Annotated in this window: 14 protein-coding genes; 6 read left to right on the top strand and 8 right to left on the bottom strand. The window is 46.9% G+C overall.

Features of this window, described 5'->3' with window-relative positions:
* The first annotated feature begins 19 nt into the window (after window positions 1-19).
* Both NM686_RS19945 and NM686_RS19940 read left to right on the top strand, forming a co-directional pair.
* The gene (locus NM686_RS19945) at window positions 20-328 is read left to right on the top strand and encodes a hypothetical protein (protein WP_269021967.1); all 309 of its coding nucleotides are present in this window, start codon (window positions 20-22) and stop codon (window positions 326-328) included.
* 56 nt (window positions 329-384) lie between these two features.
* A complete protein-coding gene (locus NM686_RS19940; protein WP_255189567.1) occupies window positions 385-1,044 on the top strand; it encodes an SOS response-associated peptidase in 660 nt (219 codons plus the stop codon).
* Between the two features lie 284 nt (window positions 1,045-1,328).
* Here the strand turns inward: NM686_RS19940 and NM686_RS19935 are convergent, their stop codons facing one another.
* Together NM686_RS19935 and NM686_RS19930 are read right to left on the bottom strand one after the other, a co-directional pair.
* Window positions 1,329-2,579: an ISL3 family transposase gene (locus NM686_RS19935; protein ID WP_255187011.1), complete on the bottom strand. Its 1,251-nt coding sequence runs from the start codon at window positions 2,577-2,579 to the stop codon at window positions 1,329-1,331.
* A gap of 351 nt (window positions 2,580-2,930) precedes the next feature.
* Complete coding sequence (locus NM686_RS19930; protein WP_269021965.1) at window positions 2,931-3,806, bottom strand: LysR family transcriptional regulator; 876 nt, start codon at window positions 3,804-3,806, stop codon at window positions 2,931-2,933.
* A gap of 118 nt (window positions 3,807-3,924) precedes the next feature.
* On the opposite strand from NM686_RS19930, the gene NM686_RS19925 reads away from it, so the two are divergent.
* Genes NM686_RS19925 through NM686_RS19915 form a run of 3 tightly spaced genes read left to right on the top strand, consistent with a single transcriptional unit; the run spans window position 3,925 to window position 5,838 of the window.
* A complete protein-coding gene (locus NM686_RS19925; protein WP_255189565.1) occupies window positions 3,925-4,251 on the top strand; it encodes an EthD family reductase in 327 nt (108 codons plus the stop codon).
* 42 nt (window positions 4,252-4,293) lie between these two features.
* Entirely contained in the window at window positions 4,294-4,899 is a 606-nt protein-coding gene (locus NM686_RS19920) for a hypothetical protein (protein ID WP_255189564.1), read from the top strand.
* A gap of 45 nt (window positions 4,900-4,944) precedes the next feature.
* On the top strand, window positions 4,945-5,838 hold the full coding sequence (locus NM686_RS19915) for an alpha/beta hydrolase family esterase (protein ID WP_255189563.1): 894 nt from the start codon (window positions 4,945-4,947) through the stop codon (window positions 5,836-5,838).
* 346 nt (window positions 5,839-6,184) lie between these two features.
* On the opposite strand, the gene NM686_RS19910 is transcribed toward NM686_RS19915, so the two are convergent.
* The 6 genes from NM686_RS19910 to NM686_RS19885 form a co-directional block, all read right to left on the bottom strand.
* Window positions 6,185-6,538 carry a hypothetical protein gene (locus NM686_RS19910; protein WP_255189562.1) on the bottom strand — a complete coding sequence of 118 codons (354 nt, stop codon included), beginning with the start codon at window positions 6,536-6,538 and terminating at the stop codon, window positions 6,185-6,187.
* Between the two features lie 388 nt (window positions 6,539-6,926).
* The gene (gene radC, locus NM686_RS19905) at window positions 6,927-7,400 is read right to left on the bottom strand and encodes a RadC family protein (RefSeq protein ID WP_255189561.1); all 474 of its coding nucleotides are present in this window, start codon (window positions 7,398-7,400) and stop codon (window positions 6,927-6,929) included.
* A gap of 125 nt (window positions 7,401-7,525) precedes the next feature.
* Window positions 7,526-8,473 (bottom strand): recombination directionality factor, encoded by a 948-nt coding sequence (locus NM686_RS19900; RefSeq protein WP_255189560.1) that lies wholly within the window; start codon window positions 8,471-8,473, stop codon window positions 7,526-7,528.
* Between the two features lie 99 nt (window positions 8,474-8,572).
* The gene (locus NM686_RS19895) at window positions 8,573-9,583 is read right to left on the bottom strand and encodes a YqaJ viral recombinase family nuclease (protein ID WP_255189559.1); all 1,011 of its coding nucleotides are present in this window, start codon (window positions 9,581-9,583) and stop codon (window positions 8,573-8,575) included.
* A 147-nt stretch (window positions 9,584-9,730) separates the two neighbouring features.
* On the bottom strand, window positions 9,731-10,699 hold the full coding sequence (locus tag NM686_RS19890) for a DUF932 domain-containing protein (RefSeq protein WP_255189558.1): 969 nt from the start codon (window positions 10,697-10,699) through the stop codon (window positions 9,731-9,733).
* Window positions 10,700-10,797: 98 nt separating this feature from the next.
* Complete coding sequence (locus NM686_RS19885) at window positions 10,798-11,157, bottom strand: DUF3482 domain-containing protein (protein ID WP_255189557.1); 360 nt, start codon at window positions 11,155-11,157, stop codon at window positions 10,798-10,800.
* 383 nt (window positions 11,158-11,540) lie between these two features.
* On the opposite strand from NM686_RS19885, the gene NM686_RS19880 reads away from it, so the two are divergent.
* On the top strand, window positions 11,541-13,466 hold the full coding sequence (locus NM686_RS19880; protein ID WP_255189556.1) for a hypothetical protein: 1,926 nt from the start codon (window positions 11,541-11,543) through the stop codon (window positions 13,464-13,466).
* The last annotated feature ends 98 nt before the right edge of the window (window positions 13,467-13,564 follow it).

Raw genomic sequence — 13,564 nt, 5'->3', positions numbered from 1 at the left:
GTATGAGATGATAAAACCCATGAGTTGGCACCGCATCACACTCTCTCGCCAGGAATACGAATCCGGTGAAATGGCCGTGCTCTTTGGCGCATTCAGGGCAGCCTATGTGGCTAAAAACGGGCCCGAGGGCATGGCAATGTTTGGCTGCTGGACTGATGATGAAACTTGCTATTTCGTTTATACCACGCCTAGATCGGCACGACATATCACGCCCCTATTGGACGCGTATTCAGCGCATCAGATCGATACACCAGATCCTTCCTGTTTGTCTTTGATCTATGGGGACGAATCTGGTCTTTCCTCGTTCGAGATCGGATTCGAGGCCTGACATCGTCGTTTGACAGAGAGGCTTTTCAAAACAGGGTTAAAACAAGGTGAATATCTATGTGCGGACGTTACGCTCTGACAGCAACACCGGAGGCCCTTATTGAACATTTCGAGATTCTGCGCCAAGTACACTTTCAGCCAAGCTACAACATTGCACCGGCACAGAAAATTCTCAACATCGTCGAACTAGACGATCAGTCGCGCAAGGCGGTGAATCTGTTCTGGGGCTTGGTGCCGTCTTGGGCTAAGGACAGTAAAAACAGTTCACATCTAATCAACGCCCGCATGGAAACCGTTCGTGAAAAACCGTCGTTTCGCTCAGCGTTCAATCATCGGCGCTGCTTAATTCCTGCCTCAAGTTTTTATGAATGGCAGAAACTCGAATCTGGCAAACAAGCATTTAACATCCATCATGCTGACCACCAATTGTTTGCCTTTGCGGGGCTGTGGGAGCAGTGGCAGCATGAAACCGAAACTCTGTACTCGTGTACAATCATCACAACCGCAGCGGCCGGACTGATGCAACCGATTCACGACAGAATGCCGGTGATCATCCCGTTAGAGCATTATCATCAGTGGCTGGATAAAACCACCGATGCAGATCAAGCATTCGAATTGCTCGATAATCATGCCTATTCGCAGATGATGGCAATACCAGTAAGCGACTGGGTCAATAATCCCAGGCACGATGACGAGCGTTGCATTCATGCGGTTTAGCTAGATTTTTTGATCAAAGAATGATTTTCGACAAAATCAACTAACACAAGCAATAAGCGGACTGTCAGAAACTAGATTTCGAAGTAACTCGACGGTGAACAAACGACCCAAACCCGTCTATCGAGCTTCTCCAAACCGGTCATTCAGTGAAATTCAGATTCTGCGAACTGGAGGGCTACAAAGCAGCCGTTGGTGACCTCACACAAACGGCCACTTTTCTGCCGCTGAATACCCTAATAATGATGGCTCTTCCGTATTTCGCGGAGTAGCCCCGACATATAGGGTTATGCATAACCGAACAACCGTCTCCCTTCGATATCAAGCCAGATATGCTGAAACAGGCGGACGGTATTGTAAATGCCAAAGCAGCGTCGTTTGATGCTTTTGATTTTGTTGTTAAGCCCTTCAACAAAGCCACTGGTTTCCCGGCGAATGAAATAGTTGGTGATTTCATTTCGCCAGTTTTGATAGGTTTTGACAAACGCATCAAAGCCCTTCAACTTCAAGACTTTGATATGCTCCATCCAGCGATCCAAGGCTTTTTCGGCCTCAGCCTTATTGAGTCGGCGCTCAAAAATACCCGTCAAAAGCTCCCGTTGGATATAGACTTCTCGCAAAATGGGGGCTTGCTGGAATAGAAAAAGCAAAACGGTTTGCTGATCGGCAGAGAGTTCCATCCAGCGCTTCCGAAAAGCCCACATCGCGCCTTTCAGCTTGGCATAATCCTCGGCAGACAGGGTATTCTTGAGTTTTTTCATTTCCGCCTTGCGGACCTGGTCGGCGCCGTCTCGATAATGCTTGGCGACATGGAAGCGATCAACCACCACCTCGACGCCGGGCAATGTCTCATAGACGGCGTTGCGATACCCTTCATACATGTCCACGCAGACGCGTTGTAACGCGTGTTGCTGTGCCTCGGGAATATTCTGCAAAAAGGCTTTAACCGTTTCTTTTTTGCGGTCGGGCAGCACCGCCAGAATCCGCTTATGGTCCTCGGTATCGATAGCCGACACGATGACCACAAAATCTTGATGCCCTTTTTTCAAAGCGATTTCATCCAGTCCCAGCAAGCGAATGCCTTGGATGGCAGACCAATCAACTTGTTGGGCCACGTGCCGATTGATAATCCCTTCCGCCGCTTCGGCGCTGATGCCGTGCTTCACGTCCATGTCGGTCACGCTGCTGTTGATCAATTCACGCAATATCCACTGCTCATACGCTTTGGTATGGGGGCTTTTCCAGTTATACCAGCCACATTGTTGCGTGGTCGTCGGACCTTTGGGGCAGTCAGGGCATCGATAGCGCTTGGGGGTTAGCTTGATCCAAACCGGCCGATCGAAAATCGACAAATGACGCAAGGTGATTTCTCTGCCATAGCCATAAAACTTATCGATCCTCTGGCCGCATTGATGGCAGGTTGCACTGGTTAACGTACTACTGACCGTGATGATGAACTCGCCTTTGGCGGTGGTTTCAACTTTTTCGATACAAACATCAGGTATATCCAGCGGTATTTGAAGTAGCGACTGTGTCATCACGATACTCCAGCGTTAAATTGTCGACCTTAGCAAAACTCACTGTGGCAGGCAAAGACTATAGCACTACATGTAGTGGTTTCTCCGCAAAATACGGAAGAGCCATAATGATTGAAATTGAATGCCCGTTATCTGCACAAAACCTGACACCGACTTTGTACCCTTAATAAAGAATTTTGTTTTATGCAATTCACAAATTAATTCAATAAATTATAAGTTTTTTAAGCTGGGAATGATATTGGCAAGGAACAAGGAGTTTGAGAATGGTTATCCTAATTGAGGTTGTAAGCCCTAACCCTTTTAAATGCCAAAATCGGACTTTTGATTTAGTTTTGTCTAACCTGTGATTTTTTAAAAACCCATCCGCAGACTTTTCAATACTTCTGCCACTTCGGGTTTTGCAGTCGATGTGGGTGGGAATATAGCGCAGATTGTGCGACGAATTTCCGGATCTGACAGATAACGAACTTGAATCTTATCTGCATTTTTGGTGATGGTGAATTCCGGCATTAGCGCAACACCGATTCCGGCGCGTACCATACTCAGTATCCACTCTTCGCTATTACTTCTATAGGCAGCATAAAGATTGACCTGCCGCCCCTGGCACACACTCCTCAGTGTTTCACGCAATTCACAGTTCAGGCGATCCAAGTAAGGTTCAGCTTGTATGGTCGCTAAATCAATTTGTTGCATTTGATTGAAACGGTGTTTGTCGTTGAAGACGACGACATAGCGTTCTTCGTACAGCTTTAAAGATTGGTAATGCCCTGCCGGTAAGGATGTTGGTGCGCTGATAACTAAATCCAGGCCATCTTCATCAAGTTGATTCAATAGATTGCATTCACTGTCGACGACTAATTCTAGTTCTACATGTGGTCGTTCTTGCTGAAAGTCAGCGAAGAATGGACTTAAATGGTGTGCGGCAATTGTCGTCATCACTCCGATGCGAAGTGGCACAGTATTTAAGCGGCTGAAACGCACAGCCTCAGCTTTGATAGCTTGCGTCTTGCGCACTATGTCGCGAATAGAAGGTTCGATCAAACGTCCTAAAGCCGTCAATCGACATCCGCCGCGGTCTCGGCTAAATAGCTCACCGCCAAGTTCATCTTCCAATTTCTTAATTGCTTGCGTCAGGGAGGGTTGGGCCACATAGGTTGCTTGTGCAGCGCGAGTAAACGAACCTTTATCGCAGACGGCCAGAAAATAGCGTATTTGTTGCATTTCCACTGCTTGCCTCCTTTTTGAATAGGTAAAACCTATTATTCCATAGAAAAATGGTATTTTACAATTGACCTAACTCATTATTTAATATAAACACCCAATCACATAAATATTCAATATTCCTATGAAAACTGCAAAATTAATCGTAATGTACCCTACGCCAATAGATTTAAAAACTTTTGAACGTCGTTATGCTGATGAGCATGTGCCGATGGCTGTCGAAAAGCTGGTCGGCAAAACACGATTTGTCGCCTCATTGATTCTTTCCAATACAGATAAATCTGCAGCGCCGTTTCATCGGATTGCCGAGGTTTATTTTCCATCACTCGCTGAATTAAAGGCTTGTCTGAATTCACCAGGCGGTCAAGAAACAGCTCAGCATGCCGTTGAGATTTCTAGCGGTGGTGAGCCGTTGTTTCTGATCTCCGAGGTGGAAACCTTTGATTTCTAAACCGACCATCGGATTTAACATAATCACAGAGGGAGCAAATCAATGTCTAACTCTATCAACACACTAAAAAAGGTGGCTTATAAACGCATTAGGTGGCTGAGTCTGCTGCCTGTTGTCTTTTTGGTCGGATTAATGCCGACTATTGTCCAAGCGCATCGCGGTGCGCCTGACGAGGCCGATGCTTGCTTTACGAGGGTTGGTTTTGAACGAGTCCATTTCACGGCCTATACCCCGACTCTGTCAGGGGATCGGGAATATTGCAGCATCATTCCCGAAATCGGCCCAACTAATTTGGTGTTCGACTACGAAGGTAAAAGTCTGCGCAATGTCAGCGTGGAATTCGAAATCACCAAAGAACCTGAAGGGCAAAGGGTTTTTTATCAGCAGCCGAAAAAAGTTAAAAACGGCACTTTCGATAGTATGGTCGATTTTAGTCAATATGGTGCTGGTAATTATTTGGCACACATCGCTATTGTCGACAAGGATAAGCGTCTTGATACTCATATTCCGTTCTCTGTTGGCCTGGAATCGGTTCCGGGAAAAGGCTATATGCCGCAGATTGTGATGATCGGAAGCTTGTTGTTGCTGGCTTATATAGTAATGAAGTTAGCGAATAAGGACGCGTCCAATCACTCATCTGAGGCATGATCGAATGGTACAGACGAGTCAAACGAACTTAGGGGGAATATGACTATGAATATGACTCAATTAAAGGTTTTTCTTTTAAGAACCAATTCTTGGCAGAAAGTGCTATTCGGGTTACCGATATTGGTGATGGTTGTCATGCTTTTGATGGATCATAGTGGCGACTCGGTAGAATTGGGGCAAGCCGTGTATCGGCCTGAGATGCGGCAACGTCTTTGCAAAGCTGATCAACTCAGTGGAGACGCTGGAGAGACTTATGGCGAAGAAACCGAAAACGGCATCAAATACAATGTCCGCACACCAGCCAATTATGATGCATCCGTTGCCCACCCACTATTATTGGTATTTTCTCCGGCGGGATCGAATCGGGCTAAAACCGAAAAAACAACTGGGTTCACTTTTCCTGCTACCCAAGCCGGTTTCATCGTGGCCTATGCGGATCACCCGGAATTATCGCCCAGCACTACCGTAGAATTAGGCACCATTCCCAGTTTAATGGCCAAAAAGTGGTGTATTGATGAAAAACAGGTCTATGTTACGGGACATTCCGATGGAGGAACTTCGGCAATGGCATTAGCGTTTATGACTGGCACACGACACATCCCACGTGCCATTGCGCCGAGCGCAGCAGGGGTTGCGTATGATGATTTACGCGACCGCAAATGCCCCGAGCCCTTGCCGGTTATGATCATGCACAGCAGCAAGGATCGCCTGTTTCCTGGTTATGGTCAGCAAGCGGTGGGTTGGTGGGCAGCTTGTAATAAATGTGATCCTATTCCGGATAAAATCGCAAATGGTTGCTCCTCTTATTCAGGGTGTGCCGGGGGCGTAAAAACGTTGTACTGTGAAGGTGATCAAATCCATTCACATTGGCCCGAGCGAAGTCAGGATATTGTCGAGTTTTTTGTGTCAGCGACTCAAGTTAGCCCACGGGCAAAGTGAAATTGGCTCCATATGAATCGTAATGGGTGCAAAGGTAAACCCGAAAGCAAACGGTCACCCGGATTCCTCTCGGGTCTGCCAGCTCCTTTTTGTGGCTGAACAGTTGGTTGACAACCGACCTGGACGTATTGAGCCTAGAGCCATCAAACGACGACCCAAAACGTAGCCGAATACCGGACAGCCGATTGGGTTACATGGTGCCTTAATTATTAAAATGGGATAGCTACTCCGAGCGGCGGGTTTTGGCCGTCAGGGGCCGATCGCTGACGACGTTCAACGTTGCGGTTCATTGTTCAGACAAATAAAAAACAAGGCACCAGCCGAAGCCAGTGCCCTGTCCTTTGTTTTACTGAGCTTTTTCAACTACAAGATTGAATTTGTTATACGTTGAACCATTGGGGCTTTTCTCCTTGCCTAGCAACTGAATCAATACCAGATCGTTTACCTCAGCATGCTTAATCTGCATCCCGTTGCTGAGGTAGTTGTTAAGGATTGCGGATACGAGCTCCCCGGATTCTAATTCAACAATGACAGTTTCTTGGTGGCCATAGCGATCATGTTCGAAGTTGCTAAATCCCTTGATGGTACCGATCAAGGGGTTATCGACCTCGTGCTTCCATATTTCTGGCAAGGATGACTCACCGGACTCACCGGCTGCAATGGCTTTAAGGTGGGCAAACTTATCTTTTTTATCAGACATTTGGAGATCTCCAAAAAATATTAATACAGGCATCGAAATGACATCCCAGTCTCGATACGGATACGACGATTACTCTCCCCATACTATTAGGACTTTTTTTCGACCGCCGAAGACTCCATACTGATGCAACCCGTTTTCATAAAGCCCAAGGTTCTGGATACACGGTGTCGACTCGGGAAACATCGCTACAGGTTGTTGGCTATGAAAACCACACTGACTGCCAACAACAAACTAACTAAAGAAAAAAATTGCCCTGTTTTTGTGCCGTTATCCGACACGAAACAGGGCTTTTACGAAAAACTTCTTGTTTAGTTAGTTGCAAAGCGGCAGACTGCGTATGACGTTGACTGGCGTTGCCTATTGATCGATACACGAAACACAACGGCTATCACAACAAACCGTGTTCGGCGAAGGAGTACACCGTTTCACCGACGATGAAGTGATCGAGCACGCGTATGTCAATCAAAGCCAAGGCCGATTTGAGTTTGTCGGTAATCACGCGGTCCGCCTGGCTGGGTTCGCTGATACCGGACGGATGATTGTGCGCCATGATCAGCGCCGACGCATTGTATTGCAGGGCAGTTTTGACCACTTCGCGCGGATAGACGCTAGCCCCATCGATCGTGCCTCGGAACAATTCCTCGCAGGCGATGACCTTATGCTGATTATCCAAAAACAGACATAGGAACACTTCGTATTCGAACGGCGCCAGTTTTAACTTGATGCAGTCCTTCGCTTTGTCCGGACTGGTCAAGGCTTCACCGCGACTGAAACAGCGGTTGTAGATTTGAATGGCCTCGAAGATCACATCGTCTTCATCAGCCACACGGTAACGATTATTAGCGCCTCGAAGGAATAACATGGGTTTTCTCCCGTGATTATGAAAACCGGAGAAACGTCAGCCCCTGCCGGGGTGGGATTTCCCCGGCAGGGTGATTAAAAAAGGGTGGCAGCGGCTATTGCAGGCAACGCAGCAGTCAGCCATCGTTAATTTGAAAACATGGCATCCGGCATGGGATTGTCGCTACCCCGACCCTGAGTGGAGTCATCGCTATCCAGCTGCCGGGTTTTCGCGTCCAGTTTTGCGGTTAACGGGGCCAGCGGCGTTGACTGGGTAGCGGAAGGCTCCGTGGGTTCCACCGGAAAAAACTCTTCCACCACCGCCGAGCCGTCGTCCTCATTGTCCTCAAACGCGCCATTAGCAAATCCCAGTCGTGCGGCCTGATCCAACGCGGCTTGATCGAAGCCTGATGCTTGACGCTCGTCATCCAAACGCTTGGCTTCCGCCAAGGCCTCTTCGATACTTTGATGGCCCCGTAAGGTAATATCGACATAGAAGATCGCCGTGCCATGGCTTTGGCGGGTGGATTTGCCGCGCAGTTTCAGTTCCAGCGGCATACAAGACAGCCGATTGCCGGAAATGGCCTTAAAGTATTCCAGGCGGGCCGCCAAGGTTCGAATGCTATTGAAGCCGGTGGTGCGGAAAATGAAACTGCCCAGCGGATCTTCGTCACCGATCAGCACATTTAAGCGGCCATAGGGTTTGCAGGCACCATTCTGTGCCAGGGTGCAACCCTCCGGTGCTGGACACGGCAGGCTGCTTAGACCGTCCTTGGAACGGCGTTTACAGCTTTCGCCATTGCCGACACATAAAGGCCGGCCAGTGCTTCGATCGAACAAGCTGTATTCCGCCCGAAAGTTTAAATCAGGATCATTGAACATTAGCCGAATCGGAATACTGCGAATCTTGCCGTTTTGGGCTTTACGCAAGCCTTCATCATACGGATGAGCTAACCAGCCGTCCTTGTTTTGCAATTGGCTGGTGATGGTGAATTGGTCGTCTTTCTCCGGTAAGCGTTTACCGTTCTTTTCGACGACCTTGCCGATAGAAATTCGCCCAAGTACTGGCGGCGTGATAGCTAGACCTTTTAACATGGTGTGCTCCTGTGAACTGAAATATGGGAATGGTTGAAACATGCGGCCCTGACCAGTTTGCGCGTCTGACTGGCAGGGCTTTAGGGGGATTGGCTTGAATTACTGAATCAGGAATCGACGACTGCCGGTTCTGGTGGTGGCATACTGCTGTAACAGATCGGGCTGATCCTGGAGTAAACGCTTGGTATCTAGCGCCACGCTATCCTTGGCTTTCTTCCAGGTGACTTCGCCGGTTTCAAAGGTGGCTTTGCTGGCATCACCCATGGCTTGCTGAATCGTTTGTTTGAACTGAGCTTCCTGTTTTTCCAAATCCGCCAGGCTTTGCCGCACGTTGACCAGATCGGCGAATGTGGCTGATAACTGTCTGTCCTGACTGAAATCCAAGGTCTCGCCACAATCAGCGGGATACAAACAGCGCAAAGCCAATTCAGCGGATTCGGAACCGTCTGCCGGTGGCGGCGTATCCGTTTCCACGTAACGCCAGAAGGCTTGCTCAAGCTGAATCAAGCGACCAATCAACGCTTCGTCGCGCGAAATTCGATGAATCTCCAGATGCTGACCACCCAATAGAACAGCCACATCGGCAGCCACCTTACCGGTGACCGCTAACTGATGCTGGACCTGTAACTGAACATATTCCGGCACGCCTTCCTTCCACAGACGAGCACCATTGATACCGGCGGTTTTGCATTCCAGAATCTGCACATCATCAGCGCCGATGACTTCCCGGTCGATATTAGCCAACATCCAGGACAGACCAGGATGCGGATGTTGCAGCACGGCATTGATGCGCCGCACCTTGTTGCCGGTACGACGGCTGTAATGCGCAGCCACAATCGGTTCCAAAATGTTGCCCCAGTAAGCTGGACTGTCTTCGTCCTGCGGATCGGTCTTTGGCAAGTTTTCATCACGACCGGTTTTCTCCAGCCACAGTTCCAACTGGGATTTATAGGGATTCAAACCCACGGCAGCGGCGGCATCCGAACTGCCAATGCCGCGTTTTCTGACTTCAAGCCAGTCTTCGCGCGGCAAGTCTTTGGTACCAACCAAGCGTAAGGCGGGACGGGGCTTGGTTGAGGTGGATCGTTGTAAGGCGGTTTTGGCCATCATGACCTCCTGAGATTCATAAAGTGAAATGGGATTAAGGAAACCCCAGACACAAAAACGCCCGGTCAGCCCAAAGCTGACCAGGCGTTTTGTGGTGTTGTGTCGTTGTGCTAGTAAAGGGGTGTTGTAGATAAACTCGGCATGACCGGTTTAAGCCGCGAGTTGCAGTGCGGCATCCAAGGCTCGCTGTTTGATAGTCGCACCTTGCCCAAACCAGGCCGAATCCATCCGACTCTCGGTACTGCGGGCTCGCTTCTCGTGATCGACATACTCGGTGACAGCGTTCAGCAGTCCCCAGGCCGTGCCTTTCGCCGAATCAAGTTCAGCCCCCCGGCCTTGGCCGTCATACAGGCTCTGCACTTTCTTCAAGGCGCGTTCGTTGCTCAATGCTACCGGTTCACCATTGGCTGGCTGCACGTCGCACAGTACCCGCAGAAAGTAGTTCATCGCCTCATGCGATTTCACCTTGCGTTCCGACAACATGCGCATGCGGTACATGAAGGCATCCCACTGCGATACCGCCACACCGAGCTGTTGCTTGACCGCCTGCGCATCAAAACGGGTGCTATGCGGCACCTTGATGGCTTGGGTGGCGCCGTTGACGGCAATGGTCAGGGTGTTATTGCAGACCACCCGGATCGTGGTGGGCGTTGCCGTGGTTGCTAACGTGCCGTCGCAGGAGGAGGCCAATAGCAGATAGCCATTGACCAGATCGTTGCCCTTTAGCGACGTCGATTGACCGGTTTTCGCCAAGGCCCAGAACTTTTTGCCGCCTTTCAAGACACCGGCGGTTTCCAGTTCATAGCCGGCAATCTCGGTCAGATCGCGATAAAACTCCAATACCTCGCGCGGTTGCACGACTTGATAGCGTTGGGAAACCACCGACAAAGCCTGCTTGGTGTCTGAACGGTACAACACCTTTTGGTCCGCAAAGGTATGAATTGTCCCTAGGTGACCGACCTGATCGGCCATGAAGCGAACCTCGGATTCCTGGATCTGCCAATCCATCCCGGCTTGTTTGGCCCAGACTTCTATGGGCTGTTTGGGGGCGAGTGGATTGCCCAGGCCATGCCAGGGCGTTTGGCCAACATAGGCCATTTGTTCGAGTAAATGTGCCATAAATGACTCCTAAAGATAAGTTAAACAGGGAAACAGCCAGCGAGATAGCTGATAGCTGATACCTTTGCGCGGTTGTTGAAACGATGAACACACAAAAACTAAATAGTCTGATCTAGTCTGGCATAGTGGCTAAAAGACAAGCCGCAGTCTTGGCAGACGTAGTTATCCAGCACACGCTGATCGATGACTTCGCCCAGCTTGGCCCCAGTGACGCCACCCGTGGCCGCACCAATCAGTGCACCGAAAATCGCCCCTGCAACACTGCCCATGGTGCTACCAACTGGCCCGGCTATCAGACCGACGGTTAAACCGACTTCCGCGCCGGTAGCCGCACCGGTCATGGCACCAGCCACACCGCTCGCGGCACCGCCCACCGTACCGATCACGCCACCGATTTTTTTGCCTCGATCCAAGCTGATGACCTGATGGGAACGACAAATGGGACATTGCATACTCATTATTGATACTCCTTAAGAAAATGCCGGATGCAATCTTGGATTTCCACACGCCATAGTGCATCAAACATCCAGGATTACAATCCGGCAGAACAAAGACTAACGTCTACGCCAGGCGTCACGCGTTAAAAGACAATTGAAAAGCAAGCGTACTCATCCGCGATTAGGCGTGATGTCTAGTACGGATTAAGTAAGCTCAGGGTAGGTATATGTGACTGGGATTTTTTAAAAGCGGGATGACAAATTTTTATCTTCCACATTAGCGCACAATATATTTCTGAAGTTACAATCACCAAAGATTTTAGTCTAGGGTTTCAGTCACTCTAATGACTTTATTCCTGCGAACGTGTGCGAAGAAAATGCATTCAGGTAAAGAGGGAAAGTAGATGGGATTATTAACTATCGATAGTGCTGAGTCGATTTTAAATAAAATAAATAATGCCAAGCGAATAGTTGCCGAAAATTCTAAGTCGGCCGACATGTGCGCTAATACGTTCTGTGCATATGAATTTTCTTACGACTCAGTTCATAAAGATCAAGTGCGTCATATTGCGCTTGTACAGCTAGAGAATGAAGAAGGAGTTTTGGTCTACGTCAACCAATTATCGATACATAAATTTTCGTATTTTGATTTTTTTGACAATGAAGCTTGGGTAGAAAAAAAGTACGCCGAAGGAAGTAATACAACTTTTCATTGTCAATTTTCTGGACCATTTTTAGGAAAACTCTCGTCTATACGGCCAATAAATAATAATGTTTTGTTGCTAAGACTAAAAACGACAAATGATTTTAGAATGTTACTTTCATGGTACGTTGGACTTTGTTATACCCAGTATGAGATACATAAAATACTTTTAAATAAAGCTGATATTTTTCCTAAATCTCGTAATGAGCTTTCTTGTCCTAAAGCAATTGACGAAATTAATTTGTCGCGAAAAAAATTACTGAACTATTTTTTATCCGTATTTGACATTAAAGACAAACCTTTTTTTCACAGAAAAACGGTAGCTAAAATCATAGGAAACGAACTCGAAAAATACTTTTTTGATAATGAGAAGTCTAATTATTTTAAGGTATTGAGTTTGTTTAGTTTCTTGTCTATCGCTAAAAACGGTTGGCATGAACTCATGCTGAATGACACGAAGTTTCCTTCAATGTCCAATAACCCTGTGGCAACCGAGTTTGATGGATTCCAAGATCAAGAGTCGATTCATACAAACGATAACAAACGTCTCAATGACGCCATCCTACGGTTTTATTACCAGGAATTAATACAGTCGGTTTTGAATGAACGCCCTGATTTAAACCACCTGCTGCTATCAAAAAATGAATGTGCAACCAACTTTGATCAACAACTCGCAAGATTCGATGATTATCTACAAAAACTATTTAATCTGTGCTGGGAAAGATGGACAAGTGTTCATAATAGAGATTGGTCTACTTCCTTAGACCAAACCTATTTAGATGTGCAAAAGTATGTTGATGAGCATTTAAAGCGATTTAGTGCTCAGTTTGGCTTAATCGAAAAAGATAATCTCATGCTGACGTTAATAAAACATTCATCTCTAAATAGAGCCAAACAAGATTATGATTTTTTTCTAGACATGTATCCGGATTTGAGCAATGAAATTCCGGATAGAATTTATTTGATGAAGCTAGTTAACTCTACTTCTGAAATTATTAATGTACTACAAGGAATGTTTGATATAAAGAAAAATGAAATTCCGGACGATTTGCTTGAATGCGCAACGATAGTGATTGAAATGTACGTAAGATTTTATAATCTTGAAGCAACACCTGACGAACGATATGAATTTAAACGTAAAATGTTTCGTTATCCTTATATTGGAGCCTCCGCTGCGCTACTTCTGAATGGATATATTAAAAATAATAAGCTTCGATCAAGAACAAAAATCAATAAAGAATATACTAATCGGATTAAAGGCGGGACTAATAATCAAATTAATGTTTATAATTGGCTGTCAAAAATAAACGAAAGTTATATCAAAAAAGAAAAGAGTTTGAGTGCATTATTGTATTGTATGCCAGATAGTTTGTATAAGTTTTTAACCATTCGACATGATTTAGTCGTTTCCATCATTGAAGACCATCGTCTAGTACAAATAATAGTTAATGATGCATTACAACTAAAGAAGAGAAAAGCTGAATTTCGGAAAGAAGTTATTGAAAAAATGGAGCTGTACAGCATTGAGTATATAAACGGCTTTATTGAATATTTCATAGATACATTTAATACATTTGAACGTTTCGTTAATATTCCTGGATTATCAAACCTGTGGCGCAATCCGTAAGATAAAGAAGCAAGATATAACTCAGTGACCGAGGGCTTAGGCTTGCGGCTATTCATCAGATAAAACTATTTCTAATAGGCCAAGGCAGTAACTCTACT

The organism is Methylomonas rapida (genome assembly GCF_024360925.2).
GTDB lineage: Bacteria > Pseudomonadota > Gammaproteobacteria > Methylococcales > Methylomonadaceae > Methylomonas > Methylomonas rapida.
Note: the sequence above shows the minus strand (reverse complement) of the source record. Positions and strands in the feature narration are given on the sequence as shown.